The sequence below is a fragment of the Bradyrhizobium sp. genome, from assembly GCF_016213215.1.
Lineage (GTDB): Bacteria > Pseudomonadota > Alphaproteobacteria > Rhizobiales > Xanthobacteraceae > Bradyrhizobium.
On sequence record NZ_JACRAW010000014.1, the window covers coordinates 15784 to 42470 of the forward strand.

The following is a 26687-nucleotide window of genomic DNA, read 5'->3' on the forward strand; positions in this document are numbered from 1 at the left end:
GCCATACGGCCGGGCGGATCGGGGCCCTGTAAGGCAAGGCGCTTACAGTAAGAGGCTGCGAGTGAAGATCTCATGAACTGGAACCAAGGCGAAATCATCGCCGCCCGCCGCACCATACGTCTTGCTGCCAAAGAGATGCTGTTGAGCAATCTTTCCTAGCTCGAGGGGGCGCGAAAAATCTTTGCATCACTTGATGCGGCCCGGCTCAGTGAATGGGATTTCCGATTGGCGCCGTTCATCAGCATCGTTTGAGACACCGACGCGCTCCCCTCGGAATGGGACGGGCCGCTTTGGCAGATCGAAGCGCACACCGTGGCCGGAGCCTCTTCGCCTCGCCTTGATCAGGGACGAAAATGGACGGGCGAACAAATTAAGAACACTTTAGCAAGTGACTGATATATCATTGTGATTCGGCGTATCGCCGACACAATATCTAGGGTCTGTCCGACTTTGCGAGGACTACATGTCCACTATCGCTTTTGATCAATTTGCCCTCACCCGCATTGGCGACTTTGCGCGCTCGCTGTCGCGCCTGCATCAAGCGGCGCGCCACCGGCCGGTGAATGACGATGAGATCGACCGCGAATTCAACGCGGTGTGCCAGTCGATCTGGGGCTACACCACCGACGATTTCAGCGACGAGCTATTTTCCGCCGACGATCATCTGTTCCTCGATACCCTGGACGAGGCGCATGCGCGCATTTTTGCCGCCGAGCAGGGCTACGACCTCGTTGATGACAGCGGCATGCTGACCGATTGGTGGGGTTTCTGCTGGATGATCCTCGCGGAGAAGCGCGGATTTCTGACACCGGAGAACCGCGCCGCCGCGCGTGCAGCGATCGAGGAAAAATACCTCGCGGCGCCGAACGTCATCGGCGTGATCATCGGAAGGTGAGAAGGTTGCCCGCCATCCTGAGAAGCCGCGCAAGCGGCGTCTCGATAGGATGAGGCCGCGGGAGGCCTCATGGTTCTGCCGGCGATGCGAAGCATCGTTCGGAGACGGCGCATGCACGCCTCCTCACCATGAGGATCTACTCCACCGCCGCGCGTTTGGCGGATTTTGGCGATAGCTTCGGCACCTCGATCAAGGTAGGTGGAGCTTCGTGAGCCGCATCGGAGATCGGCGCGTCGCCGGTCACCATCTCGGCGCGCACCGGAGCGACCTTCATCACCCCGAGCCGCGCGCGCACCTCCGGGGTCAGCCCGGGATAGGACGCAACCGGCGTGAATTCCGCGGCCTGGTTGTTGCCGATGCGGACGCCCGAATAGGCAACCAATCCATCGGTGGTAGCGATGACATCGCCAGGTCGCAGCGACGTGTCGAGGGCGACGTCGATCGGCGCGAGTCCGGCGGGATCGCGCCCGTTGCAGGTGCAGTCCGCGCGCAGCGCCTTGCGGTAGGCATAGGCGTTCTCGCTGTCGGCATAGCGCTCGCCGGTGGCGGCATGGGCACCGTCGATATTGGAGCCGAAATAGACCTTGGTGACGCTGGCTGGGCAGAACGCCTGGCACATTTGCGCCGGCGACGCGCTGCCGCGCATCAGCGGAAAGTACTTGCCGTCACAGGTGCGCACACAGAAGGCGGGTCCCGAGCCGGCCATGACCGGACGGGATACAGGCTGCTGATTGCCGTAGGGTTGCCACCCGCCGGGATCGGCATAGGAGTTCGCCTGCGCCGGCACTTCGCGCTGGGGCCTCTGGAAACCGCCGAACAGGAAATCGAACAGGTTCTCGGCCGAAACCGGCGCCGGTGCCAAGAGGAGCGGCATGGCGATCGTGGCGGCGGCAATTGACATCACGCGGCGCCGCCTTCGCGCAACCGACCACTCTCTACGCAACGCTTACTCCACCGCACGCAACTGACCATGCCGAGGCCGTGCCTCAGCTTTGGGTTGATCATAGCGTTGGATGGTAAATGAGCGGTCACCGGCGCGCCGCTTTGCCGGAAAAGAGGCGCGCATCCGTCATGGCCGGGCTTGTCCGGGCCGTCCACGAAATTCTTGAATCGATCGGCCAAGATGTGGACGCCCGGCAGAGGACGGCATGACGGCCTTGGCTGAAGCGATCAGCTCTTCAAGAATTCCGAGGCCTTGTAGAGCGAACGGAAGGGGATGCCGGCCTGCGCGAAGGTTTCGCTCGCGCCCTCCTCGCGGTCGACCATCGTGAAGACCAGCACGACGTTGGCGCCGGCTTCGCGCAAGGCCTCGACCGCCTTCATCGCCGAGCCGCCGGTGGTGGTGACGTCCTCGACCACGACCACGCGCTTGCCCTGAAGATTCTCGTCCTTGGCCAATCCCTCGATCGCCAGACGCGCGCCGTGCTCCTTCGGCTTCTTGCGGACGAAAAAGGCCGCGATCGGATGGCCCTTGAGCCAGGACAGCTGGGCGATGGCGCCGGCGAGCGGCACCGCGCCCATCTCCAGCCCGCCGACAAAGTCGAGCTGGTCGTCCTTCAGCGCTTCGTAGGTGAGCTCGGCGAGGAGCGCCGCGCCCTCTGGATCGAGCATGGTCGGCTTGAGGTTGAAATAGAAATCGCTCTTGCGTCCCGAGGCGAGCGTGATCTCGCCGCGTCCGAACGAGCGCTTGCGGATGATGTCGTGAAGGCGGGCGCGGGAGGCTGATTTCGACACGGCGTTCTCTTAAGGTCTATATGTTTGAAAAGCAGCGGAATTTACCGGCGCTGGCCGTTACATTCCAGAGCGGAGACAACGCCGTCAACAGGCCCATCCGCCGCAGCGGCCGGTATTTTGACGCCGGTTGTAAGGCCGGGTCAGTCCAGCGTACTGAGGCGCTTTCGCGGAGGAACAAGGATGACCATCGAGCTCTACGCCTGGAACACGCCGAACGGCCGCAAGATTTCCGTTGCGCTGGAGGAGATGGAGCTGCCCTACAAGGTGATCCCGGTGAACATCTCCAGGGGCGAGCAGATGGCGCCGTCGTTCCTCGAAATCAGCCCCAACAACAAGATCCCGGCGATTGTCGATCCCGGTGGCCCCGAGGGGAAGCGCGTCAGCGTCTTCGAGTCGGGCGCGATCCTGCTCTATCTCGGCGAGAGGACGGGAAAATTCCTGCCTAAGGCCCTGATCGACCGCATTCCGGTCTATGAATGGCTGATGTGGCAGATGGGCGGCTTCGGCCCCATGCCCGGGCAGGTGCACCACTTCATCGCGCTGGAAAACGAGCAGGACCGTGCCTACGGCCTGAAGCGCTTCATGGCGGAGACGCGGAGGTTGTATGGCGTGTTGGACCGGCGGCTTGAGGGCCGCGAGTTCGTTGCCGGCGATCTGTCGGTTGCTGATTTTGCCATCCTCGGCTGGGCCTGGCGTCATCCGCGCCACAAGGTGGACCTTGCGGATTTTCCCAATGTCGAGCGCTGGTACAATGCGTTGATGGCGCGCCCGGCCGTCAAGCGCGGCATGGAAGCAAGATTGGACTAGTTGGCGAATAGCGAAGGGGGCGAGTAGCGAATAGGAAGTAGTATTCCGCGCTCCGCCCGCGACGACTATTCGCTAGTCCCTATTCGCCATTCGCCCTCAATGCGCCTCGTCCCAGTTGTCGGCGGCGCGGGCGTCGACATGGAGTGGGACCGAGAGCAGTACCGCCGGGAACGGCGCATCCTGCATGACGTGCTGCACGACCGGCAGCGTCGCCGCGACTTCCCCGTCCGGCACCTCGAAGATCAATTCATCGTGCACCTGCAACAGCATCTGCGCCGACAACTTCTTCTCGGCCAGCGCGTCCTCGATCCGCGTCATGGCGCGGCGGATGATGTCGGCCGCGGTGCCCTGAAGGCGAGCGTTGATAGCCGCGCGTTCGTTGAAGGCGCGGACCGAGGCATTGGAAGCCTTGATTTCCGGGTAGTGGCATTTGCGGCCGAACAGCGTGGTGACGTAGCCGTTCTTGCGGCAGAACTCCTTGGTCTCGTCCATGTAGGCGCGGATGCCCGGGAAGCGCTCGAAATACTTCTTGATGTAGGCGGAAGCTTCCTCGCGCGCGATGCCGAGCTGGTTGGCGAGGCCGAAAGCCGAGATGCCGTAGATGATGCCGAAATTGATCGCTTTCGCCCGGCGGCGGATCTCGCTCGGCATGCCCTGGATCGGCACGCCGAACATTTCGGACGCCGTCATGGCGTGAATGTCGAGCCCGTCGCGGAACGCCTGCTTGAGGACCGGAATGTCGGCGATCTCGGCGAGCAGGCGCAATTCGATCTGCGAATAGTCCGCCGAGACCAGCTTGTGGCCGGGGGAAGCGATGAAGGCGCGGCGAATCTTGCGGCCGTCCTCGGTGCGGATCGGGATGTTCTGCAGGTTGGGCTCGTTCGACGACAGCCGCCCCGTCGTGGTCGCCGCGAGTGCGTAGGTGGTGTGCACGCGATGGGTCTGCGGGTTGACGTAGTTCGGCAGTGCATCGGTGTAGGTCGATTTCAGCTTTGAGACCTGGCGCCATTCCAGGATCTTCTTCGGAAACTCGTAGCCCTGCTCGGCGAGGTCGTCGAGGATCTGCGCCGAGGTCGACCACGCGCCGGTCTTGGTCCTGGTACCGCCGGGAATTCCCATCTTGCCGAAGATGATGTCGCCGATCTGCTTGGGGCTGCCGACATTGATCGGCTCGCCCGCGAGCTCCTGCAATTCGGCTTCGACGCGGGCCGCAGTCTGGGCGAATTCGCCCGACAGGCGCGACAGCACCTGGCGGTCGATCGAGATGCCACGCCGCTCCATTCGTGCCAGCACGGCAACCAGCGGCCGTTCCAGCGTCTCGTACACCGCCACCATGTGCTCCGCCGCAAGGCGCGGCTTCAGCACGCGCCACAGGCGCAAAATCACGTCGGCGTCCTCGGCCGAGTAGGCGGTCGCCTTGTCGACCGCGACCTGGTCGAAGGACAGCCTGTTCTTGCCGCTCCCGGTCAGTTCGCCATGGCTGATGGTGGCGTGTCCCAGCCAGCGCTCGGCCAGCGCATCCAGTCCGTGCGCGTTACGCCCGGCATCGAGCGCATAGGACATCAGTTGCGCGTCGTCGTAGTTGCGCAGGCTGATGCCGTGCTGCGCCAGCAGCACCGCGTCGAATTTGACGTTGAAGCCGATCTTGAGGATGCCCGGCGACTCCAGCACCGGCCGCAGCGCCTCGAGCGTATCGGCAAGCTTGATTTGGTCGGGCGCGAGACCCGGATCGAACAGATCGGCGCCGCCGCCTTGCTTATGGGCCAGCGGGACGTAACAGGCGTCGTTCGGCGCCAGCGCCAGCGCAATGCCGCAGATATCGGCCTGCATCGGGTCGATCGAACCGGATTTGGCTTCGATGGCGACATGGCCGACCTCGTGGATGCGCGCGATGAAGGCCTTGAGCTGGTCGAGGTGCCTGATCGTCTGGTACTTGCTCCGGTCGACCGGCGTCTTGCGCGCGGCTTCCTCGCGGGCAGCGGCCAGCGAGATCGGCGAGCCCTTGGGGCTCGCGCCCTTGTCTTCCTTGGCTTTGTTGTTCGGTGCACCGGCGAGCGCCGTTTGGCCCGCTGCGCTCCCTCCCCCCTTGTGGGGGAGGGTGGGGAAGAGGGGTAAGCCCGAGGCACCGTTCGTGTGGGACCCCCCTTCCTGACCCTCCCCCACAGGGGAGGAAGGAATGGAAGCGGCTTGCGTGGTTGCGGACGAGTTGCCCCCGCTCTTCAACAGTTCGTCCGGCTCGATGTCGGCCGGGTCGATCTGCGAGTATTCGGCGACGCGCCGTGTGAGCGAGGAAAACTCCATCGCCTTGAGGAAGGCGATGAGTTTGCGCGCGTCGGGCTCGTGGACCGCGAGATCGTCCAGCGGCACTTCGAGCTCGACCTTGTCGTCCAGCAGCACGAGTTGCCGAGAGATCCGCGCCTTCTCGGCGTTCCCGATCAGCGCCTCGCGGCGCTTCGGCTGCTTGATCTCGCCGGCGCGGTGGAGCAACTGCTCGAGGTCGCCGTATTCGATGATCAGCTGCGCCGCGGTCTTGACGCCGATGCCGGGCACGCCCGGCACGTTGTCGGTGGAATCGCCGGCCAGCGCCTGGACCTCGACCACCTTCTCCGGCGGCACGCCGAACTTCTCGATCACCTCGGCAATGCCGATGCGGCGGTCCTTCATGGTGTCGTACATCGTGACGCAGTCGGTCACGAGCTGCATGAGGTCCTTGTCGGAGGAGACGATGGTTGCGGTTGCGCCGCGCTCGCAGGCCTGCCGCACGTAGGTTGCGATCAGGTCGTCGGCCTCGAAGCCGGATTGTTCGAGGCAGGGCAGGTCGAAGGCGCGCACCGCGGCGCGGATCAGCGGAAATTGCGGGATCAGATCGTCCGGCGCGGGCGGCCGGTGCGACTTGTACTCGGGATAGATCCTGTTGCGGAACGTGACCTCGGACTTGTCGAAGACGATGGCAAGATGCGTCGGCCGGTTGTCCGCAGGCATCTCGCGCAGCAGCTTCCACAGCATGTTGCAGAAGCCGAGCACGGCATTGACCTGCAACCCGTCGGACTTGCGGTTGAGTGGCGGCAGCGCGTGATAGGCGCGGAAGATGTAGGAGGAGCCGTCGACCAGAAAGACATGGTCGCCCGTTCCGGGCGCCTTGTCGGCAACGGGCTTTGCGGCGGTCTTCGGGGAGGATTTGGGCATGGCCGCAATGTAGGGATTTTTGCGGCGGTTGACAGCCTCTATGGGCCGATTCTTAGCGACTCGAAACAGGTATCCCCGCTGTCATCATCCGCGAAAGCGGATGATCCAGCGTTCCAGAGCAGGTGAGATATGCCGATAGGCCGCGGAGTAATGGGTCGCCCCGTCAAGCCGGGGCGACGACAACCTGTGCTACTCCGCCGCCTGCAGCACCGGTTGAGCCTTCTTCGGCGCGATCCAGAACGCGTCCGGCCTCTCGAACAGGAAGTTCGCGCGCAGGCGCAGCGCGGCCTGCCAAATCACGAGCGCGCCGGCGATCCCGAAGATCGTGACGATCAGCGAGATCGTGCCGATATCGGGAATGAGCCCGGAGCGCAACAGCAGCGTCCGTGTCACCGCCATCGGCAGGAAGAAGGCGAGGTAGATCACGATGGAATGCTCGCCGCACAAGCGCAGGAAATTGAGCCAGCGCGCTTGGGCCAGCAGCGTGCCGATCGTGACGATGGCGCAGGCGCCGGAAAGGCCGAGCAGCAGCGAAACGATCGGCCATTCGCTATTTCCCGTGGCGACGAGACCGCCGTTGATCAACGCCCAACAGAAGAGTCCCGCCAGCGCGAGCATCGGGCGTGCCCGCGCCCGCTCCGATAGTGCGAACACATGGCCTGCCAGGACATAGCCTGAATAGAAGTAGACGAAGCGGGCGCAGAATTCGTCGATGACGGTCCAGCCGGTCAGGATATGTGCCGTCTCCAGCGCGGCCGCCACGATCCAGACGGCAAGCGACGGCACGCGGCATGTCAGTTTTGTGACGACGAAGAAGATCGGCAACAGATAAATGAACCACAACGTGCCGAACGGTTCGATGAACGATTCGAGATACAACAGGCCGACTTCGCGCCAGCTCGTCTCGGCGGCGAAGGCCGGCGCCTTGAAGCCGAACTGGATCGTCACCCACAAGACATAGAAGTATGCGAAGTGCACGACCTTGCGGTCGAGATAGGTGCGCCAGTCGCGATCGATCACCAGCGGCAGGAACAGGCCGGAAATCAGGAAAAAGTCCGGCATCCGGAACGGTTTTGCGAAGGCGACGAGGCCGTGCATGAAGCCGGTTTGGCCGGCGGCGGCCTCGACCCCGAGCACCGAATGCATCATGACCACCATGACGATGCAGATGCCCTTGGCATAGTCCACCCAGTCGATGCGTGCGCGCGTCGACGACGGTGTGGTACGCCCGCTGGCCGCAGCTGTGCCGATTCGTGTCATGGTGTCCTTTTTCGAGGCGCCCGCCGCTCCAGGGCGGGGCAGTATGGCGCCCGGCGGTTTCGGTCTCCTTTACTCCTACAATTGCCGTGCCGGTTTTCCCTTTTCCTTCGGACATGAAAATGCTCTAAGACCGCCCAAATCATCATCTTGCGTTAACCAAACCAGGCAGGTCTTTCTCATGCGAATTGCCATGATCGGCACGGGTTATGTGGGGCTGGTTTCCGGCGCCTGCTTTGCTGATTTCGGTCACGAGGTCACCTGCGTCGACAAGGACGAGAGCAAGATCGCAGCCTTGAAGCGGGGCGAGATTCCGATCTTTGAGCCGGGGCTGGACGCGCTGGTCGCCGCCAACGTGAAGGCCAGGCGTCTCGACTTTACCACCGACCTTTCCAGGCCGGTGGCGGAGGCGGAAGCCGTATTCATCGCGGTGGGCACCCCGTCACGCCGCGGCGATGGCCACGCCGACCTTTCCTACGTCTATGCCGCCGCGCGCGAGATCGCGAAGTCGCTGTCGGGCTTCACGATCGTGGTGACAAAGTCGACGGTCCCGGTCGGCACGGGCGATGAAGTCGAGCGCATCATTCGCGAGACCAATCCAAACGCCGATGTGGTGGTGGCGTCGAACCCCGAATTCCTGCGCGAAGGCGCCGCGATCCGCGACTTCAAGTTCCCCGACCGTATCGTCATCGGCACTGCCGACGAGCGCGGGCACAAGGTGATGAGCGATATCTACCGGCCGCTGTCGCTCAACCAGGCGCCGCTGATGTTCACGGCGCGGCGCACCGCGGAGATGATCAAATACGCGGCGAACGCGTTCCTGGCGACCAAGATCACCTTCATCAACGAGATCGCCGACCTGTCGGAAAAGGTCGGCGCCAATGTGCAGGAGGTGGCGCGCGGCATCGGCCTCGACAACCGCATCGGCACCAAGTTCCTCCATGCCGGTCCGGGCTTCGGCGGCTCCTGCTTCCCGAAGGATACGCGTGCATTGATCAAGATCGCGCAGGACAACGATGTGCAGCTGCGCATCGTCGAGGCCGTGCTGGCGGTCAACGACAACCGCAAGCGCGCTATGGCGCGCAAGGTCTCCCATGCGCTCGGCGGCGCGCTTCGCGGCAAGACGGTGGCCGTGCTCGGCCTCACCTTCAAGCCCGATACCGACGACATGCGCGAGGCGCCGTCGATCCCGCTGGTGACGGGCCTCCTGGACATGGGCGCGAAGGTGCGGGCCTATGATCCGGCCGGCATGGAGCAGGCGCGCCACGAACTGCCCACCATCGAGTATTGTGATGATCCCTATACCTGCGCCCGCGGCGCGGACGCCCTGGTCATCGTCACCGAATGGGTGCAGTTCCGGGCGCTCGATCTGGACCGGCTCAAGCAAGTGATGGCGCAGCCCGTGATGGTCGACCTGCGCAACGTCTATCGTCCGGAGGATCTGGCGGCCGCCGGTTTTGTCTATGAAAGCGTCGGGCGGACGTCGTCGCAGGAATGACGGCTCTATCTCCAGCTGTCGATTTCGTCATGGCCGGGCTTGTCCCGGCCATCCACGTCTTGTTTTCTCCTTGCTAAGAGAACGTGGACGCCCGGCAAGCTTGGCGCGAAGACGCGCTTCGGGCTGTTGTCCGGGCATGACGGATTGGTGAGATCTTGCCCCGCAGCTTCGACACGCCACTTCCGATCGACGCGGTGCTCGACGAGCTTGCGGGCACGCTGGCCCGCCACAACGCCGCGGTGCTGGTCGCGCCTCCCGGCGCCGGCAAGACCACCCGCGTGCCGCTCGCCCTGCTCGATGAGCCCTGGGTCAGCGGCAGGAAGATCGTCGTGCTGGAGCCCCGCCGCATCGCTGCCCGCGCCAGCGCCGAGCGGATGGCGCGCACGCTTTCCGAGCGCGCCGGCGAAACCGTCGGCTATCGGGTCCGCTTCGGCTCGAAGGTCTCGCGCGCAACGCGCATCGAAGTGGTGACCGAAGGAATCTTCACACGCCAGATCCTGAATGACCCCGAGCTAACCGGTGTCGCCGCGGTGCTGTTCGACGAGTTCCATGAACGTTCGCTCGATGCCGATCTCGGACTGGCGCTGGCGCGCGATGCGCAAATAGGCCTGCGCGAGGATCTGCGTATCCTGGTGATGTCGGCGACGCTCGACGGCGCGCGCGTCGCAAGACTGCTGGGCGAAGCACCGGTGGTCGAGAGCGAAGGCCGCGCCTTTCCGGTCGAGACCCGCTACCTCGGCCGCAAGGTGGACGTGCCGCTGGAGCGGCAGATGGCGGACGCGATCGCGGCGGCGCTGCGCGCCGAGCCAGGCTCCGTGCTGGCGTTCCTGCCGGGCGCGGCCGAAATCCGCCGCACGCAGAATTTTCTCGCCGAACGCATCCAGGACACCGGCATCGAAATCGTTCCGCTGTTCGGCGCACTGGAGGCATCCGTGCAGGACCGCGCCATCGCGCCGGCTCCGAAGGGCATGCGCAAGGTCGTACTCGCAACCTCGATCGCGGAAACCTCGCTGACGATCGAGGGGGTGCGCATCGTCGTCGATTCCGGCCTTTCGCGCGTGCCGCGCTATGAGCCGGATATCGGGCTGACGCGGCTAGAGACCGTGCGCGCCTCGCGCGCCGCCGTCGATCAGCGCCGCGGCCGCGCCGGGCGCATCGAGCCCGGAGTTTGCTACCGGCTGTGGGACGAGCCGCAGACGGCCTCGCTCGCGCCCTATACCCAGCCCGAGATCCTGAGCGCCGACCTGTCCTCGCTCGTGCTCGATCTTGCGCAATGGGGCGTCAGCGATCCGTCCGCGCTCTCCTTCCTTGATCCGCCGCCGCTGCCGGCGCTGAAGGAAGCGAAAAGCCTGCTTACCGAGCTCGACGCGCTCAATGCCGATGGCCGGATCACCGCTGAGGGCAAGAGCCTGCGCGCCCTGGCGCTGCCGCCGCGCCTTGCGCGCATGATCGTGGATTCGCACCGCCTGGGTGCCGGCGAAGAGGCGGCCGAGATCGCTGCCGTGCTCACCGAGCGCGGGCTCGGCGGCGACAGTGTCGATCTCGACCACCGGCTCGATCAGTTTCGCCGCGACCGGTCGCCACGCGCCATGAGCGCGCGCGAGCTTGCCCGCCGCTGGGCCTCGCAGGTCGCATCGTTCGCAAACGGCGGAGGCAACACGGCGGCGAGGAACGCCGACCTCTCCACCGGTGTCATACTCGCCCTTGCCTTTCCGGATCGCGTTGCACGCAACCGCGGCAACGGCAGCTTCCTCCTCGCCAATGGTCGTGGCGCCAACCTCGAGCAGACGTCGGCCCTTGCGCGCGCGCCCTATATCGCCGTCGCCGAGTTGACCGGAACGGCGGCGAACGGACGCATCCTCCTGGCCGCGCCGATCACGCAGGAGGAGATCGAACTTCGCTTCGCCGATCACATCGAAGCGGCCGACGAGGTTTCCTTCGATCGGACCGCGCTCGCGCTACGCGCACGACGCAAGCGCACGCTGCATGCAATCACGCTCTCCGAGGCGCCGCTCGCGCTCACCCCTTCGGCGGAAACGGCGCGCATTTTCGCCGACGGGCTGAGCACGGTCGGCCTCGACAAGCTGCCCTGGTCCAAGCACGCCAAACAATGGCGCGACCGCGTCATGTTCCTGCGCAAGGCCGAGGGCGAGAGCTGGCCCGACCTCTCCGACGCTGCCCTGATCGCGCGGCGCGAGGACTGGCTGGTGCCTGCGCTTTACGACAAGCTGGCGCTCAAGGATCTTTCCGCCGGCGAGTTGTCGGAGGCGCTGCTGGCGCTAGTGCCATGGGAATTGCGGGCCCGGCTCGATCGCGAGGCGCCGACGCATTTCGAGGCGCCGACCGGCACCATGCTGGCGATCGACTACGAGGCTGAGCAGGGTCCGACCATCGCCGTGCGGCTGCAGGAATTGTTCGGGCTCGACACGCATCCCTCCATCGCGAAGGGAAAAGTGCCGCTGGTGCTGGAATTGCTGTCGCCGGCGCAGCGGCCGGTGCAGGTGACGCGCGACCTGCCGGGTTTCTGGCGGGGCAGCTATGCCGCGGTCCGCACCGAGCTGCGCGGGCGTTATCCGCGCCACCCCTGGCCGGACGACCCGGCCAATGCTCTGCCGAGCCGGCGCGCCAAGCCGCGCGGCACGTGATTGAGAGTGGCGAATTAACCCTTCGCTCATCCTTTTCGCCAAAATGGCAGCCTTCGGCCGGCGGTGTCGGTCGCCGAACGATGGCGGGCGTGGTGAAATTGCGTTTTCGGTTCCGGGTGTGGCGTCATGCGTAACATTATGATCTTCGCGGCCATCATGATCGTCCTCGGCACCTTCATGGCGCAGATGGCGGACAAGATGACCCCGACATCCGCGTCGGCCACGACCACTTCGCGCGCCATGAACGTCGCCGCGACCACGGGCCAGGCGGGCGTCCGCAGCATCAGCATTCCCCGCGACGCGCGAGGTCATTTCCAGGCCGAAGGTCGCATTGAGGGCCAGCGCATCGATTTCATGGTCGACACCGGCGCCTCCGTGGTAGCGCTGAACGAGAGCTCCGCTGCCCGTTTCGGGCTGCGCCCCGCGCGCGGCGAATACAAGGCCGCCGTCTCCACCGCCAACGGCACGGTCAAGGCGGCGCGCACGCGCATTGCCATGCTCGATGTCGGCGGGCTCGTCGTGCGTGACGTCGACGCCCTTGTGCTTCCGGACGAGGCGCTGTCGGAAAACCTGCTCGGCCTGTCCTTCCTGTCGAAGCTGAAGCGCTTCGAATATGCCAACGGGAAGATGGTCCTGGAGCAGTAGGTCAGCTCCACGTCACGCGCCGGATTGGCCGGGCATGGATGCGCGCCGGTTTTCGCCATTTCGCCGGTTTCTGGAAAACTCGATCATCGGCCTCGCAGACGATGACCAAGAGCATCAATCCGCCCCATTGATCCTCACAAAAGCGCCTTCCGCTGCGGCTAGGTATTCGCTATGGCTGCGGCCATAGTCCTTTTTCCGATTCAGAGGCCATTTGCATGTTTCCAAAGCCGAAAGCCGTGCTGGTTCCCAATACCTACGCCTTCGAATCCGAGCCGATGGTGAAGGCCACGGGCTTTCGCGAGTACGACGCCCGGTGGCTGTTCAACAAGGAAATCAACCTGATGGGCGTGCAGGCGCTCGGCATGGGGCTGGGAGTGCTGATCGCGGAACTGGGCGCGAAGCAGGAAATCGTCACCGGGCATGACTTCCGCAGCTACTCGGCCTCGATCAAATATGCGTTGATCTCCGGACTGATGGCGGCGGGCTGCAAGGTGCACGATATCGGCCTGGCGGTAACGCCGATGGCCTATTTCGCCCAGTTCGAGCTCGATGTGCCGTGCGTCGCCATGGTCACAGCTTCGCACAACGACAACGGCTGGACCGGCGTCAAGATGGGCGCCAACCGGCCGCTGACCTTCGGCCCGGACGAGATGACGCGCCTGAAGGAGATCGTGCTCAACGCCGACTTCAAGAACAAGGTCGGTGGCTCCTATCAATTCCACGAGAATTTCCCGGCTCGCTACATCGCCGACCTCACCAGCCGTCCGAAGCTGAAGCGCAGGCTGAAAGCGGTGGTCGCCTGCGGCAACGGCACCGCCGGCGCGTTCGCGCCGCAGGTGATGGAGGCGATCGGTTGCGAGGTGATCCGGCTCGACACCGAGCTCGATTATACCTTTCCCAAATACAATCCCAACCCGGAAGATCTCGAGATGCTGCACGCGATCCGCGACGCGGTGCTCGAGCACAAGGCCGATGTCGGACTCGGCTTCGACGGTGACGGCGACCGCTGCGGCGTCGTCGACAATACCGGCGAAGAGATCTTCGCCGACAAGGTCGGCGTGATGCTGGCGCGCGACATGTCGGCCATCCAAGAGGACGCGCAGTTCGTCGTCGATGTGAAGTCGACCGGCCTGTTCGTCACCGATCCGGTCCTGCAGAAGCAGGGCGCCAGGACGACCTACTGGAAGACCGGCCATTCCTACATGAAGCGCCGCACCAACGAGTTGGGCGCGCTCGCCGGATTCGAGAAGTCCGGCCACTTCTTCTTCAACAAGCCGTTCGGCCGCGGCTATGACGACGGCCTGGTGTCGGCAATTGCGATCTGCGAAATGCTCGACCGTGCGCCCGGCAAGTCGATGGCAGACCTGAAGAACGCCCTGCCGAAGACGTGGTCGTCGCCGACCATGTCGCCGCACTGCGCAGACGAAGCCAAATACGGCATCGTCGATGCCGTGGTGAAGCATTTCGAGGGGCTGCAGAAGAAGGGCGACAAGATCGGCGGCCAGGCGATCCGTGATCTCGTCACCGTCAACGGTGTGCGCGTCACGGTGGAGGACGGCAGCTGGGGCCTGGTGCGGGCCTCGTCCAACAAGCCCGAGCTGGTTGTCGTGGTCGAGAGCCCGGTCTCCGAACAGCGCATGCGCGACATGTTCGAGGTGGTCGACAAGGTCCTGCGCACCCACCCCGAGGTCGGCGAGTACAACCAGAAGATCTGAGCGCCACGCACAGCAAGCGTTATGCCCCGCGAAAGCGGGGCATCCAGTGGGCCGCAGCGTGCCTCAATCGATGGTCAGTTTTGTGAAGGAACGGACGTCACCAACCTCTTCCGGTATCGCTATCTGATCCGCTATGATGGCCTTCGGGAGGGCCGGCATGAATCGCCGCGGGTCTATTTGGGTTCTCGGCGGTATCGTTGCGGGATTTTGGCCCGGCCGCCGCAGCATCGTCGCCGTGATGGCCGCATTGTTGCTACTGCCAATCGAGGCCAGCGATGCAGGCTGGCTGTCGGATGTGTTCAAGGGCTCGTCAAAGCAAGGCACATCGCCAAAGCACGTCTCCTCGCCCAAGCGAGCCACCTTGGCGAAGCCTGCCGCCAAGCCAAAGCGCCGCACCGTAAGGCTTGCCGCCTTGGAGCCGGCCGCCTTGAACCCTGTCGCTTCGAAACGGGTCGCAAAATGCGATCCCTCGAGATTCCGGATCGTTCTGGACGTGGGACATACTGCCGAATCAGAAGGCGCGATCAGCGCCCGCAACGTGGCCGAGTTCGTCTTCAATCTGCGTCTTGCGCAGCGGATTGAGGAGAAATTGAAGGCCGAAGGCTTTGTCGAGACCGGGTTGCTCCTGACCGAGGGCAAGGCCAGGCCCAGCCTCCTCAAGCGTATCGCCACCGCCAACAATCGGAACGCGGATCTCTTCCTGTCGATCCACCATGACTCCGTGCCTAGCAAACTCCTCGAGGACTGGGAGTTCGAGGGCAAGAAAAGCCATTTCAGCGACCGCTTCAGCGGTTATTCCGTCTTCGTCTCCCGCAACAATCCGGACTTCAAGACGAGCCTCGCGTTCGCCGAACTGATCGGCAAGGAAATGAAGGCCCAGGGCCTCCAGTATGCCCAGCAATATACCCAGGCCATCATGGGTCGGTACCAGCACCCGCTGCTGAACAAGGAAACCGGCGTCTACAGCTACGATCAGCTCCTCGTGCTGAGAAAGACCCGGATGCCTGCCGCCCTGCTGGAGGCGGGCTCGATCATCAACCGGGACGAAGAGCTCAAGATGGACTCACCTGAACGCCGGGACATCATCAGCAGCGGTGTCACGGCGGCCGTCAAGCAATTCTGTGAGCCTCGATGGGCCATCCTCGGTCCGCTCTGATGACGCGGTGACGGCCCCACTTCGCATCCGATTCCGACCAGCCGATTTCAACCCTTTGACCGCGCCTTGATCGCGTCGAATTGGGACAGCGCTCGCTCAAACTTATCATTGAAGAGCCACATCGCATCAAGAATCTCGCGCAAGGTTGCGGATGTCCTTGCCCTGTCAGCCTGTCCAAAAGCGAAGATACTGTTGTTACGCAGATATCCCATGATCGTCGGGCCGGAAATTCTATGGTTGACCAGGTTTCCCGACTTGAGTGCGGACCTGGTGGGAGCGGGAATAATCTGGATGAGTTCAAACAACTTCATTTGATCGATCGGATTTGGCAGTGTTTTCACGATCTCCGGTACCTGCGGAAAAATATCCGCGTGTGCGTTCATTAGGCCATCTCGCACGGCGGTCCAGTGGTTGAGCCGATGGTCCAGATTGCCAACCCGCGCCTCTTCCGTGTCGTCGCGAAGGCTCAACGCAGGATCAAAGGCTGCGATCGACTGTTTTATCGCGGCCCACTTCGTTCGACCGTTTTGATCTTCGGATGGACCCGTTTGCAGACTTCCCTTGTATCTATTCGAGCGCGCATTCCCCGCGTTTTGATTGCCGTTTGTCTCGGCAAAGAACAGCCCCAGGCTGATACGGCCTGCCGCTTCAGCGTCCGTCGCATCAAGGCCCCTGGCTCGCGCAATAGCAATTCCCAGATCGACAACGTCCTTGAACGGAGTATCTGATTTTTGCGCATTGACGGGCGGCGCCTCCATGAGGTCGAAGAGTTTCCTGTACTCATCGAGCAACGGCTCATTGTCGGCGTCAAAGTACGCCGGAGGGATTCCGAATTTATTGGATCGTCCGACTTTGGACGGAACAGCGTCGGTGAGGTCCTTGTATGCGCTCATCATGTTCACGCGTGCAAGGTAGAGCGCTTGTCCCGGCAAGTTCGGCAGCCGTTCATTCGAATTGATCTGTTCGCGCCGCTGGCGCAGGATCGTCTCGAAGTCGTTCACTGCACGGCTGTACGTATTGAGTGCATCCGACTGCTTTTTCGTGAGTGCGCCCGGCTGACCCATTGCAGGGGACATGAAGCTGAAACTGCCGATGGCGGCCGAGACCAGCGGCGCGGCCGTGTTGATGATCCCATCGATGGCGGTGGAAACCTGCGGCATGAAGAAGAGCCCGAGAGCAAGAGCTGCCGTGGGCGCGGCGGTACGGTGCTTTATCCCCATGGCGGTCTCCCAATGCGTAAAATTACACCGGATACGACTCACCGGATCGTAAACAATGAACGCGCTGCTTGGCTAACGCGAAGTCCGCTCTGGCTTGGAAAGGGTCTGCTCGTCGGGGTGGGCCGGACGTGACTGGTCGGCTTTCAAACCGGCGCTCTCGACCCCAAAGCAGATGTTTTTCCCGCAAGCAGCACTTAAGGGGCACCTTGTTTGACAGCGAAAAGCCGCCACCGGCCGGGGACGCCCTTGAGGACGTGAGAACCTCGATCCGAGCATTCCACTCTCGATCCGGCAATCAGGTCCTTCACGGTGCTGGAGAGAAGAATCTCCCCGGGGTCAGCGCGGGCTGCTACGCGGGCACCGATGTGAACAGCGATGCCAGCCACGTCGTTGCCTTCGATGGCGCACTCGCCGGTGTGAATACCGCAGCGGATCGCCAATCCCAACGTGCCAACCACATCCCTGACCGCGCGGGCGCATTTGATCGCGCGTGCCGGACCGTCAAACATTGCAAAGACGCCATCGCCGGCGGTGTTGACTACGCGGCCGCCGAGACGCGCGACCTCCTTGGCGACTTGCTGCTGATAGTTTTCGACTAAGTCGCGCCAGCGCGAGTCCCCGATCGCCATGGCGCGCTGGGTTGACTGGACAATATCGACGAACAGGACGGTTGCGAGGACACGGTCCGCCTCTAGTACGGGAGGTTCGCCAGTCAGAAACTCCTGGATCTCCGCCAGCAGCAGATCGGCGTTGCCGATCCAGGGAATGTGATCATCGCCAGGGAGCTCGACGAACTTTGCGCCCGGGATCTGCCCGGCCATGTAGCGAGCACCTTGGCAGGGCTGTAATCGATCGCCACTGCGGTGGAGAATCAAAGTGGGCACCCTGATCGTCGGAAGTATGGCACGGATGTCAACCTCGACATTCATCCGGTAGAGCGTGACGCCGGCGCCAGGGCTGGCGGATACGCGCATGTGATGCGCAAACCATTGGCGCATTCGTTCGTCATTGGCGACACTGGGGGCCAGGGTCTTGAGACCGATTGGCGTTCCCCAATGCTTTTCGAATGCCTTGAAAGCCGCTTCGTGCTCCTCACGTGTGGGGGCCCAAGGATAGTCGTCGGCGCGAATCCACTTGGCGTAAGCGCCATACATGATCAGCGCAGCGGTTCGCGCCGGATAGGTCGCGGCAAACAACGTAGAAAGCGGCCCGCCCTCAGAGATGCCGAAGATGACGGCGCGATTTGAACCCGCCGCGTCCATGACCGCACGGATGTCGTCCATCCGCTGTTCGAGGGTCGGCAGCGCGCTCTCCGCAACGCGGTCAGACAGGCCCGTGCCGCGCTTGTCAAAGACGATCAGTCGACTGAAAGAGGCCAGACGGTTGAGGAACCGAGCCAGTGCGGGATCCTCCCACTGATACTCGAGATGAGAGATCCAGCCATGAATAAGCACCAGGTCGATGGGCCCTTCACCAACGACCTGATACGCGATGTGAACGTCGCCGCTTTTTGCGTAGTGGATTGTAGGGACCATGGCCTGGCACCCTCAACTGCGTCGTTCTCGCCCTACGGCGTATTCCGCAAGTCCGTGGCGGCGGATCAATGCGTCAGCACGGCTTTCCTGATGCATGAGCCGATGCCCACGAAGCGGATCTCCAACGACGTCCGCTTTCGCGCCGTTGTCGAAATCAAGACGCCCAGATCCGTGGCTCTCCGATTTATGAGTACACGCCCTCAGTTCAAGCCGCCACCACCGCCGGAATCGGCAGCGTGGTGATCGACTTGATCTTCTCCATCGCAAAGCGCGACGTCACGTTCTTCAGCGGCACCGCGCTGATCAGCTTTTTGTAGAACACGTCGTAGCTCGGCATGTCCGCGACCACGACGCGCAGCATGTAGTCGACATCGCCGGCCATGCGATAGAACTCCATCACCTCGGGCATGGCGCTGACCGCCTCGGCGAACTTCTTCAGCCAGGCTTCCGAATGATCGCTGCTTTCCACCGACACGAACACGGTAATGCCGAGCCCGATCTTGTTCTGGTCGACGAGCGCGACCCGCTTGGTAATGACCCCGTCGGCCTCCAGGCGCTGGATGCGCTTCCAGCAGGGGGTGGAAGACAGCCCCACCCGGTCGCCGATCTCGGCGACCGAGAGCGAGGCATCCTCCTGCAGTACCATCAGGATCTTGCGATCAATGGCATCAAGGCGCCGGGGTTCGTGGATCTGGATCGCTGCATCGCTCATTTGAAGAACTTAATTCCATTATGTGGGTTTATTTCCCTCATATATAGAAAAATCTTCTAAGGCAAGCCCATTAGCCGGGCGGCCGCGCCGGGTGCGAAACCCGGTCCTGGCGCAAAAGTGTTTCGACTTCAGCACGTTGCGGGGCGGCGAAGGCGCCGCCGAAGCGGGTGCATTTGAGGGCGGCGGCCGCGGAACCGAACCGCAATGCCTCGCGCAGTTCCTGCCGCTCCGTGATGGCCAAGGCAAAGGCGCCATGAAACACGTCCCCGGCGCCGAGCGTGTCCACGGTGTGGACCGGGAAGGCCGGCGTTTCCTGCAATTTCCCCTGCTCGTCCAGCCAGATGGTGCCCCGTGGGCCGCGCGTGCCGGCGAGAAAGGCCGGCGTCAGCCGCGCGACCTTCTTCAGCGCTTCGCCGTCGTCGGCAACGCCGGCGGTCTCCTGCAACGGCTCGCTGGAGAAGACCAGATGGGAGGATACCGTCAGTAGCCCCTCGCGCAGCGACATCGCGCGATCGGCGTCGACGATCACGGGAATGCCGCGCCGGCGCGCCTCGGCGCAGAGGTCGGTGCAGAATTCGGCGCAGCGGCTTTCGGTCAGGATCGCGTGACAATCGTTCAGCAGTTCGTCCGCGTCCGGGAGCTGCACCTTCCACAATTCGGGATCGCGGAACGTGACGATGGTACGCTCGCCGGTCGGGTCGATCATGATGGCGGAGATGGGCGTCACGACATTCGGCATATGCACGATGTGCGCGGTCTCGACGCCTTCATGCGCCATCCGGTCGAAAATGTACCGGCTCGCGGTCTCGCGGGAATCCCCCATCGGTCCGCAGATCGCCGCGCGGCCGCCGAGCCGCACGATGGCGATCGCGGCATTGAGCGCGTTGCCCCCGCAGATTTCCCCGAAATGGGTCGCGTTCTCCTTCGAGCCGCGCGCGGGCACACCGGTGACGCGAAACGTCAGGTCCCTCACCGGCATGCCGATGCAAAGAATACGCGGCGCAATTTTCGGCGCGGCGGTGTGAAAGTCCATGCCGGGATCCGTCATGCCGGTTGCGCCCCCGCGCAGAGCCGGTCAGGCGATTTAATCACGCAGGGCATCGGCAGTTCCTGTGCTCGCTATGCGCCGCCGCTATCCGCTCCATGCAACCAGCGCCCCACCAGGTGATGGGCGATGGCAAAGGGGTGCGGCCCGGCGAGTCCATTCGGATGCTTGCGCGTGATCATCAGACGCACTTCGTCGCGATCGAACCAGCGTGCGTCTTCCAGCTCAGCGCGGTCGACGACGATGTCTTCGTTCAGGGCGCGTGCGGTGCAGCCGATCATCAGCGATGAAGGATAGGGCCAGGGCTGGGTCATGTAATAGGCGACGTCCGTGCAGCGGATGCCGGATTCCTCGAAGATCTCACGGCGTGCCGCATCCTCGATGGTTTCGGCGGCTTCGACAAAGCCGGCGAGGCACGAATACATGCCCGGGGGGAATTGCTTTTGCCGTCCCAGCAGGCATTTCTCGCCTGAGGTCACCAGCATGATCACGACCGGGTCGGTGCGCGGAAAATGCTCGGCCTTGCAACTCGGGCAGTCGCGCCGCCAGCCGCCTTCCTTCATCCCGGTACGCGTTCCGCAATTGGCGCAATAGCCGTGGCGCTGATGCCAGGTGACCAGCGATTTCGCCATCGCGATGGCCGAGAGCTGCTCCGGCGGCAGCACGCCCTGCATGGCCATCCCGCGCAGTTCCGTGACCGTAACGTCGTCGCGTCCCACGAGCTGTTCGACCGCGCCTTGCGAAATGCCCATGCCGAACACGGCGGCCCCGTCGCGCAAGCCCAGGAAAATGGTACCGGGATTGGCCCCGAATTTCAGCGCTTCGTCGATGGTCAGAAGCGCGCGCACTCCATCGTCTTCGCGCCTCACGAGGAGCGAATCGCGGTGCACGACATAGGCGCGCGAGGAGGGCTTGCTCTCCAGCGCGAACAGCTTTTCGTCGTTGGAGCGCAGGTGCGCCGCCCGGTCGAGGATGTTGCTGATGAAGGCCGGCTGCCCCAGCGGAAAGGCATCGAATGCTGACATTGTTCTTTCAACCCAACCAGATCTTGCGGCGAAGCGCGCCGATGAAGTTCTGCACCTCTTCGGCGTCATGGGGCAGCGGCGGCATCACGCCCCAGACCGGTCGCGGCCAGGCCGCGTCACTGGTGCGGCGCGCGATGACGTGCACGTGAAGTTGCGGCACGAGGTTGCCCAGCGCCGCGATGTTGAGCTTGTCGCATTTGGTGATTTCCTTCAGCGCTCGCGAGACGCGGGAAATCTCCGTCATCAATTGCGCCTGCTCGACTTCCTGAAGATCGATGATTTCCACCACGTCGGGGCGGCGCGGGACCAGGAGGAGCCAGGGATAGTGGGCATCCTTGATGACCAGGACCCGGCACAGCGGCAGGTCGCCGATATCGATGGTGTCTTTTTGGAGCTGGGAATGGAGGGACCAGGCGGGATCGGGCATGAGAGTTCCCAAATACCCGATGCTTTCGGGCTTCTTGAGTGCTTCTGTGGGCACGGTCCTGGCTTCATACCAAGGCGTTACCATCCGCGAAAGCGGATGATCCGGTTCGCCACCGGCCCCGGTGACCATCTCCCCCTGGGGTATCACCGGGGATACCCCGCTTGCTTTCCGGCCCTTTTGGCCCCAAATAGAGGCCGGGAGATTGGCGGTGGACGAGCCACTCGCCAACCGGGTCAGGTCCGGAAGGAAGCAGCCCTAACGAGGTCCGGATCGGGTCGCTCGTCAGTCTCCTACCTGTTTTTCGAGCGTATCGCGCGGGCGGTGATTACCGTGCGGCGCTCCTTTCCGCAAAGCCGGCCGAGAGACATTTCATTGCGGATTGACCGATGACCGACGCTGGCGCCCCTTCTTCCCGGCCCGACGGCGCCAGCCAGACTGGCGCCCCGCCCGAGGCGAGCAAGCCGTATCGGGTTCTGGCCCGCAAGTACCGCCCCTCCAGCTTCGAGGACCTGATCGGCCAGGACGCCGTGGTCCGGACCGTTTCCAACGCGTTCGAAACCGGGCGAATCCCGCAGGCCTGGATCCTGACCGGCGTGCGCGGCGTCGGAAAGACCACCACCGCGCGCATCCTTGCCCGCGCGCTCAACTACGAATTGCCGGACGGCTCGGTGACAGGGCCGACTATTCACATGCCGAAGCTCGGCGTGCATTGCCAGGCGATCATGGAAAGCCGGCACATCGATGTCCTGGAGATGGATGCCGCCTCGCACACCGGCGTCGACGACGTGCGCCAGATCAACGACAGCGTGCGTTACGCACCGACCAGCGCCCGCTACAAGGTCTACATCATCGACGAAGTGCACATGCTGTCGACGGCGGCCTTCAATGCGTTCCTCAAGACGCTGGAAGAGCCGCCGGAGCACGCCAAGTTCGTGTTCGCTACCACCGAGATCCGCAAGGTTCCGGTCACGGTTCTGTCGCGCTGCCAGCGTTTCGACCTGCGCCGTGTCGAGGCCGATGTCCTGATGAGGCATCTTTCCAATATCGCGGCCAAGGAAAACGTGGAGATCGAGCCGGAGGCGCTCGGCATCATCGCGCGTGCCGCCGAGGGCTCGGTGCGTGATTCACTGTCGCTGCTCGACCAGGCGATTGCGCATGCGGCTGGAACGGTGCGTGCGGACGAGGTCAGGCAGATGCTGGGCCTTGCCGATCGTACGCGGGTGATCGAGCTGTTCGATGCGCTGGTCCGTGGCGATATCGCCGCCGCGTTCAAGGAGTTTCGCGACCAGTACGACACCGGTGCCGACCCGATCGTGGTGCTGTCGGATCTCGCCGAATTCGTCAACTTCGTCACCCGCGTCAAGATCGTGCCGGCAACGGCGGGCAATGTCGCTTTCGGCGAGACCGAACGGCTGCGCGCGCGCGATTTCGCCAGCAAGATCTCGATGCGCGTCTTGTCGCGGATGTGGCAGATGTTGCTCAAGGGCATCACCGAGGCGCAAGGCGCGACCCGCCCGGCGGCCGCCGCCGAAATGGTGCTGGTCCGCATCGCCTATGTCGCCGACCTGCCGACGCCGGACGAAGCGATCAGGATGCTGGAGCAGGGCGGCGGCGCCTCGCAGGTCACGAGCACAAGCGCTGCGCCGCGCAGCGCGGCCGCTTCTCCGGTAGCGTCCGCAGCCCCCGCCGCAGTTCGCGCGCCGACCTCGCCGGGGCCAAGGTTTGAGGGCGGCGCACGCCCGCAAATGACGGCGCCTGCGCCGGATACCCAAGCCGCGCCCGCGCTGCGGATCACCAGCTTTCGCCAGCTCGTGGCCCTTGCCGGCGAAAAGCGCGATCTTCTGACCAAGGGCGCGCTGGAGGGCGACGTCCGCCTGGTGCGGTTCGAGGATGGCCGGCTGGAAATCGCACTCGAGCCCAACGCCCCGAAGACGCTGATCACCGATCTTGGCCGCAAGCTCGAACAGTGGACCGGCCGGCGCTGGACCGTGGTGGTATCCAACGATGCCGGCGAGCCGACCCTGCGCTCGCAGAACCAGGTGGCCAGGCAGGAGCGCGAGCGCACTGCGGAAGCCGATCCGCGCGTCCGGGAGGTACTTTCCCGCTTCCCTGGCGCGAAGGTGATCGAGGTGCGCAGGATTGCCCCCGAGCCGCCAGAATCCACTATTAACGCGGAGTATGGCAGCGAGGATCTGGCCGACGGTTCTGACGGCGACGATCTGTAGCAAAGGCAAGGAAAGCACGGATGGCCGATTTTCTCGGCATGATGAAGCAGGCGGCGCAGCTGCAGTCCAAGATGCAGGCGATGCAGGAGGAACTCGGCAATGTCGAGGTCGAGGGCATCTCCGGCGGTGGGCTGGTCGCGGTACGGATGACCGCCAAGATGGAAGTGAAGGGTGTCCAGATCGATCCCTCACTGATGAAGCCGGAAGAGCGCGAGGTTCTGGAGGATCTTCTGGTCACCGCGCATGCTGATGCGCGCCGCAAGGCCGAAAGCGCCATGCAGGAGAAGATGCAGGCGCTGACCGGCGGGCTCGGCCTGCCGCCGGGATTGTTTGGCCTCGGCTAGCACCCATGCCTGCGGTTGCCGGTCCAGAAATCGAACGCCTGATCCAGCTCCTGGCGCGGCTGCCGGGGCTCGGGCCGCGCTCGGCCCGGCGCGCGGCGCTGCACCTGATCAAGAAGCGCGAGGCGCTGATGGCGCCGCTATCGGCGGCGCTGCAGGTCGCGCTGGACAGGGTGCAGGTGTGCAAGACCTGCGGCAACATCGATACGCAAAACCCCTGCACCGTCTGCACCGACGCACGGCGCGATCCGTCGATCATTGTCGTGGTTGCCGATGTCGCCGACCTGTGGGCCCTGGAAAGGGCGAATGCGACCAATGGCCGCTATCACGTGTTGGGCGCGACGCTGTCGCCGCTCGACGGCATCGGTCCGCAGGATCTTACCATCGACGCGCTGGTTGCGCGCGCGCACGATCCGCAGGTAAACGAAATCATCCTTGCGCTGAATGCGACGGTGGACGGTCAGACCACGGCGCATTACATCACCGACCTTCTGCAGGACGCGAACGTCAAGGTGACGCGTCTTGCCCATGGCGTGCCGGTCGGCGGTGAGCTCGATTATCTCGACGAAGGCACGCTCTCGGCCGCGATGCGGCAGCGGACGCTGTTCTAGCCTAGTAGTTACGGAAATGGATCACATGACGAAACGACCATTCGGCAAACGGCTGACTCTGGCCGTGGCTATGGCGGCGGTTGCCGTGTCTGCAGTATCCGCCCAGCAGGCGGAGAGCCCGTCAAAACCCGGCAAGCCGATCAAGATGGGCGAGGTGCTCTCGGGCGAACTCAATGCTCTAAAGCTGCGCCGTGCCAAGAAGGGCGTCCCCACCTTCCAGCTCACCAGCGAGCCGCGCCGTCTGCCGCCGCCGAGCGGGCTCTGCAATCTCGAGACCGGTCCCGAAACCTTCCAGCTCGTCACCTCCAATGACGCCCAGGCCACCCAGCTCAAATCGCTGGTCGGTAAGCAGATCTCGGTGAAGGTCGACGAGGTCAGTTGCGCCGTCGATCCCGGCCAGATGAGCGAGGCTGTGATCACCAAATGGAGCCTGGTGACGAAATAACAGCGGGTGAGAGATGCAGTGGGCATAGCGAAGCGCGCCCCACCACCTTGATCGATAGTGGGCGCGGCGATGTCGCGCCTTTGCCCATCCTACGTCGCTTGCGCGGGTGACGACGCGAAAGCCCTAAACCTTCACCGGTCCCAGCGCCTCGAAATGCCCGCGCCGCTGCAGCCAGGCAAGGAGGATCAGGCTGGGGACTGCGACGAGGACGCAGATCACGAAGAACAGCGGCCACCCCGTGGCCTTCGCCACATAGCCCGCGCCCGATGAAAGATAGGTGCGCCCGACGGCCGCCAGCGCCGTGAGCAGGGCATATTGGGTCGCGGTGTGCAGCGGGTTCCGGCACAGCGCCGAGAGATAGGCGACGAAGATCACGGTGCCGATGGCGCTGGTGAAGTTCTCCGCGCAGATCGCAAAGGCGAGCGCCCATTGGTTGACGCCGACCAGCGCCAGCCACGAGAAGGAAAGGTTGGCGAGCGCCTGCACCACGCCGCCGAACCACAAGCTCGCGGCAAGCGAATAGCGGCGGGCGACGTAGCCGCCGGCAAAGCCGCCGATGAGCGTGGCGGCAAGGCCAACGCCCTTGACGATCGCGGCATAGTCGTTGCGGGAAAAGCCGAGGTCGATCACGAACGGCGCGGTCATGGTGCCGGAGAACGCGTCGGTGAACTTGAACAACACGACGAAGGCGAGCGCGGCAAGGGCATCCTGGCGGGACAGGAACTCGGAAAACGCGCCGACCGCGGCATGGACAATCCGCTTCAGCGCGGTCTCCGTGGCCGCCGCAGCTTCCGCGCGTGCCGATTGCTCGGGCTCGGTGGCAACGAGCGCCGTGACCGTCCCGATCAGCACCAGCGCGGCCATGACGACATAGCCCCACATCCAGGCGGAGGGGCGCGGAAGGCCGGTGCTCTCGAAGCCGGAGACAATGAACAGCGCGCCGGCGGTCGAGACCAGCATGCCGATGCGATAGGCCGCGACATAGGAGGCCATGCCGGCGGCCTGCTCGCTCTCGGGCAGGCTCTCGACGCGGAAAGCATCGACCACGATGTCCTGGGTTGAGGACGTCGTCGCCACGAGCAGCGCCCCCAGCGCCACGAAGAACGGCGAGCGGGCCGGGTCGGTCAGGGCGAGCAGCAGGATCGAGATGATCAGAAGCAGTTGCGCGAACAACAGCCAGCCGCGGCGGCGGCCGAACACGCGCGTGAAGGCCGGCACATGCAGCGCATCGACCAGCGGCGCCCACAGGAACTTCAGCGTATAGGGCGTGCCGACCAGCGCGAACAGCCCGATGGTGCCGAGGTCGACGCCGGATTCCCGCATCCAGACCAAGAGGGTTGAACCCGACAGCGCCAGCGGCAGGCCCGAGGAAAAACCGAGGAGCAGGACGATCAGGACTCGCTTTTTCAGGTACACGGCGAGGCTCTCGCGCCAGTTCGGCGCAGGAGCTTGGGTCGATGGGACCGACGTGGCGGCCGATGCGATTGTTCCAGGAGTGGCCTGAGGTGCGGTCATCCTGACCTGTTAGCAGATTCTGGACACCGGCGAAGAGGTTGCCGGGGC

Annotated in this window: 22 protein-coding genes and 1 other RNA gene; 12 read left to right on the forward strand and 11 right to left on the reverse strand. The window is 63.9% G+C overall.

Annotated features, from left to right (window positions below; genetic code table 11):
• Positions 1-463: 463 nt before the first annotated feature.
• Complete coding sequence (locus HY852_RS03735) at positions 464-895, forward strand: hypothetical protein (RefSeq protein ID WP_291602749.1); 432 nt, start codon at positions 464-466, stop codon at positions 893-895.
• Positions 896-1031: 136 nt separating this feature from the next.
• On the opposite strand, the gene HY852_RS03740 is transcribed toward HY852_RS03735, so the two are convergent.
• The gene (locus HY852_RS03740) at positions 1032-1796 is read right to left on the reverse strand and encodes a DUF2865 domain-containing protein (protein ID WP_291602751.1); all 765 of its coding nucleotides are present in this window, start codon (positions 1794-1796) and stop codon (positions 1032-1034) included.
• Positions 1797-2065: 269 nt separating this feature from the next.
• Positions 2066-2629, reverse strand: coding sequence for an orotate phosphoribosyltransferase (gene pyrE, locus HY852_RS03745; protein WP_291602753.1), 564 nt, complete (start codon positions 2627-2629; stop codon positions 2066-2068).
• 180 nt (positions 2630-2809) lie between these two features.
• Here pyrE and HY852_RS03750 point away from each other — a divergent pair, with 180 nt between their 5' ends.
• A complete protein-coding gene (locus tag HY852_RS03750) occupies positions 2810-3436 on the forward strand; it encodes a glutathione S-transferase family protein (RefSeq protein ID WP_291602756.1) in 627 nt (208 codons plus the stop codon).
• A gap of 96 nt (positions 3437-3532) precedes the next feature.
• On the opposite strand, the gene polA is transcribed toward HY852_RS03750, so the two are convergent.
• Together polA and HY852_RS03760 are read right to left on the reverse strand one after the other, a co-directional pair.
• A complete protein-coding gene (gene polA / locus HY852_RS03755; RefSeq protein WP_291602759.1) occupies positions 3533-6622 on the reverse strand; it encodes a DNA polymerase I in 3090 nt (1029 codons plus the stop codon).
• A 189-nt stretch (positions 6623-6811) separates the two neighbouring features.
• Positions 6812-7882, reverse strand: coding sequence for an acyltransferase family protein (locus HY852_RS03760; protein WP_291602760.1), 1071 nt, complete (start codon positions 7880-7882; stop codon positions 6812-6814).
• Positions 7883-8060: 178 nt separating this feature from the next.
• Between HY852_RS03760 and HY852_RS03765 the strand changes: the two genes are divergently transcribed.
• The 5 genes from HY852_RS03765 (at position 8061) to HY852_RS03785 (ending at position 15538) form a co-directional block, all read left to right on the forward strand.
• Entirely contained in the window at positions 8061-9377 is a 1317-nt protein-coding gene (locus HY852_RS03765) for a UDP-glucose/GDP-mannose dehydrogenase family protein (RefSeq protein ID WP_291602761.1), read from the forward strand.
• Between the two features lie 155 nt (positions 9378-9532).
• Positions 9533-12022: an ATP-dependent helicase HrpB gene (hrpB, locus tag HY852_RS03770; protein ID WP_291602763.1), complete on the forward strand. Its 2490-nt coding sequence runs from the start codon at positions 9533-9535 to the stop codon at positions 12020-12022.
• 126 nt (positions 12023-12148) lie between these two features.
• The gene (locus HY852_RS03775; RefSeq protein ID WP_291602765.1) at positions 12149-12667 is read left to right on the forward strand and encodes a TIGR02281 family clan AA aspartic protease; all 519 of its coding nucleotides are present in this window, start codon (positions 12149-12151) and stop codon (positions 12665-12667) included.
• 215 nt (positions 12668-12882) lie between these two features.
• Positions 12883-14382 carry a phosphomannomutase/phosphoglucomutase gene (locus HY852_RS03780; protein WP_291602767.1) on the forward strand — a complete coding sequence of 500 codons (1500 nt, stop codon included), beginning with the start codon at positions 12883-12885 and terminating at the stop codon, positions 14380-14382.
• A 133-nt stretch (positions 14383-14515) separates the two neighbouring features.
• Positions 14516-15538 (forward strand): N-acetylmuramoyl-L-alanine amidase, encoded by a 1023-nt coding sequence (locus tag HY852_RS03785; protein WP_291602769.1) that lies wholly within the window; start codon positions 14516-14518, stop codon positions 15536-15538.
• Between the two features lie 47 nt (positions 15539-15585).
• On the opposite strand, the gene HY852_RS03790 is transcribed toward HY852_RS03785, so the two are convergent.
• The 6 genes from HY852_RS03790 to HY852_RS03815 all read right to left on the reverse strand — a co-directional run bounded on the left by HY852_RS03790 (position 15586) and on the right by HY852_RS03815 (position 21502).
• Entirely contained in the window at positions 15586-16614 is a 1029-nt protein-coding gene (locus tag HY852_RS03790; protein ID WP_291602805.1) for a hypothetical protein, read from the reverse strand.
• Positions 16615-16952: 338 nt separating this feature from the next.
• Positions 16953-18293, reverse strand: coding sequence for an adenylate/guanylate cyclase domain-containing protein (locus HY852_RS03795; RefSeq protein WP_291602771.1), 1341 nt, complete (start codon positions 18291-18293; stop codon positions 16953-16955).
• Positions 18294-18498: 205 nt separating this feature from the next.
• The gene (locus HY852_RS03800; RefSeq protein ID WP_291602773.1) at positions 18499-19005 is read right to left on the reverse strand and encodes an Lrp/AsnC family transcriptional regulator; all 507 of its coding nucleotides are present in this window, start codon (positions 19003-19005) and stop codon (positions 18499-18501) included.
• 70 nt (positions 19006-19075) lie between these two features.
• Positions 19076-20038 carry a sugar kinase gene (locus tag HY852_RS03805; protein ID WP_291602775.1) on the reverse strand — a complete coding sequence of 321 codons (963 nt, stop codon included), beginning with the start codon at positions 20036-20038 and terminating at the stop codon, positions 19076-19078.
• Between the two features lie 86 nt (positions 20039-20124).
• The gene (gene nudC / locus HY852_RS03810) at positions 20125-21075 is read right to left on the reverse strand and encodes an NAD(+) diphosphatase (protein ID WP_291602777.1); all 951 of its coding nucleotides are present in this window, start codon (positions 21073-21075) and stop codon (positions 20125-20127) included.
• 7 nt (positions 21076-21082) lie between these two features.
• Complete coding sequence (locus HY852_RS03815; RefSeq protein ID WP_291602806.1) at positions 21083-21502, reverse strand: HIT domain-containing protein; 420 nt, start codon at positions 21500-21502, stop codon at positions 21083-21085.
• A gap of 197 nt (positions 21503-21699) precedes the next feature.
• On the opposite strand from HY852_RS03815, the gene ffs reads away from it, so the two are divergent.
• The 5 genes from ffs to HY852_RS03840 all read left to right on the forward strand — a co-directional run bounded on the left by ffs (position 21700) and on the right by HY852_RS03840 (position 25124).
• Positions 21700-21796: signal recognition particle sRNA small type (gene ffs / locus HY852_RS03820), an RNA gene on the forward strand.
• Between the two features lie 92 nt (positions 21797-21888).
• A complete protein-coding gene (locus HY852_RS03825; protein ID WP_291602778.1) occupies positions 21889-23727 on the forward strand; it encodes a DNA polymerase III subunit gamma/tau in 1839 nt (612 codons plus the stop codon).
• A gap of 20 nt (positions 23728-23747) precedes the next feature.
• Positions 23748-24071, forward strand: coding sequence for a YbaB/EbfC family nucleoid-associated protein (locus HY852_RS03830; protein WP_291602779.1), 324 nt, complete (start codon positions 23748-23750; stop codon positions 24069-24071).
• Positions 24072-24076: 5 nt separating this feature from the next.
• Positions 24077-24679 carry a recombination mediator RecR gene (gene recR, locus HY852_RS03835; protein ID WP_291602780.1) on the forward strand — a complete coding sequence of 201 codons (603 nt, stop codon included), beginning with the start codon at positions 24077-24079 and terminating at the stop codon, positions 24677-24679.
• A 25-nt stretch (positions 24680-24704) separates the two neighbouring features.
• Positions 24705-25124 (forward strand): hypothetical protein, encoded by a 420-nt coding sequence (locus HY852_RS03840; RefSeq protein ID WP_291602782.1) that lies wholly within the window; start codon positions 24705-24707, stop codon positions 25122-25124.
• A 123-nt stretch (positions 25125-25247) separates the two neighbouring features.
• On the opposite strand, the gene HY852_RS03845 is transcribed toward HY852_RS03840, so the two are convergent.
• Entirely contained in the window at positions 25248-26639 is a 1392-nt protein-coding gene (locus HY852_RS03845; RefSeq protein ID WP_291602783.1) for an MFS transporter, read from the reverse strand.
• Between the last annotated feature and the right edge of the window lie 48 nt (positions 26640-26687).

What these genes read in the sequence shown, in the direction of transcription:
- HY852_RS03735 (WP_291602749.1), top strand. Translation starts at nt 464, where the DNA reads ATGTCCACTATCGCTTTTGATCAATTTGCCCTCACCCGCATTGGCGAC.
- HY852_RS03740 (WP_291602751.1), bottom strand. Translation starts at nt 1,796, where the DNA reads ATGTCAATTGCCGCCGCCACGATCGCCATGCCGCTCCTCTTGGCACCG.
- HY852_RS03750 (WP_291602756.1), top strand. Translation starts at nt 2,810, where the DNA reads ATGACCATCGAGCTCTACGCCTGGAACACGCCGAACGGCCGCAAGATT.
- polA (WP_291602759.1), bottom strand. Translation starts at nt 6,622, where the DNA reads ATGCCCAAATCCTCCCCGAAGACCGCCGCAAAGCCCGTTGCCGACAAG.
- HY852_RS03760 (WP_291602760.1), bottom strand. Translation starts at nt 7,882, where the DNA reads ATGACACGAATCGGCACAGCTGCGGCCAGCGGGCGTACCACACCGTCG.
- HY852_RS03765 (WP_291602761.1), top strand. Translation starts at nt 8,061, where the DNA reads ATGCGAATTGCCATGATCGGCACGGGTTATGTGGGGCTGGTTTCCGGC.
- HY852_RS03775 (WP_291602765.1), top strand. Translation starts at nt 12,149, where the DNA reads ATGCGTAACATTATGATCTTCGCGGCCATCATGATCGTCCTCGGCACC.
- HY852_RS03780 (WP_291602767.1), top strand. Translation starts at nt 12,883, where the DNA reads ATGTTTCCAAAGCCGAAAGCCGTGCTGGTTCCCAATACCTACGCCTTC.
- HY852_RS03785 (WP_291602769.1), top strand. Translation starts at nt 14,516, where the DNA reads ATGATGGCCTTCGGGAGGGCCGGCATGAATCGCCGCGGGTCTATTTGG.
- HY852_RS03790 (WP_291602805.1), bottom strand. Translation starts at nt 16,614, where the DNA reads ATGTCCCCTGCAATGGGTCAGCCGGGCGCACTCACGAAAAAGCAGTCG.
- HY852_RS03795 (WP_291602771.1), bottom strand. Translation starts at nt 18,293, where the DNA reads ATGGTCCCTACAATCCACTACGCAAAAAGCGGCGACGTTCACATCGCG.
- HY852_RS03800 (WP_291602773.1), bottom strand. Translation starts at nt 19,005, where the DNA reads ATGAGCGATGCAGCGATCCAGATCCACGAACCCCGGCGCCTTGATGCC.
- HY852_RS03805 (WP_291602775.1), bottom strand. Translation starts at nt 20,038, where the DNA reads ATGGACTTTCACACCGCCGCGCCGAAAATTGCGCCGCGTATTCTTTGC.
- nudC (WP_291602777.1), bottom strand. Translation starts at nt 21,075, where the DNA reads ATGTCAGCATTCGATGCCTTTCCGCTGGGGCAGCCGGCCTTCATCAGC.
- HY852_RS03815 (WP_291602806.1), bottom strand. Translation starts at nt 21,502, where the DNA reads ATGCCCGATCCCGCCTGGTCCCTCCATTCCCAGCTCCAAAAAGACACC.
- HY852_RS03825 (WP_291602778.1), top strand. Translation starts at nt 21,889, where the DNA reads ATGACCGACGCTGGCGCCCCTTCTTCCCGGCCCGACGGCGCCAGCCAG.
- HY852_RS03830 (WP_291602779.1), top strand. Translation starts at nt 23,748, where the DNA reads ATGGCCGATTTTCTCGGCATGATGAAGCAGGCGGCGCAGCTGCAGTCC.
- recR (WP_291602780.1), top strand. Translation starts at nt 24,077, where the DNA reads ATGCCTGCGGTTGCCGGTCCAGAAATCGAACGCCTGATCCAGCTCCTG.
- HY852_RS03840 (WP_291602782.1), top strand. Translation starts at nt 24,705, where the DNA reads ATGACGAAACGACCATTCGGCAAACGGCTGACTCTGGCCGTGGCTATG.
- HY852_RS03845 (WP_291602783.1), bottom strand. Translation starts at nt 26,639, where the DNA reads ATGACCGCACCTCAGGCCACTCCTGGAACAATCGCATCGGCCGCCACG.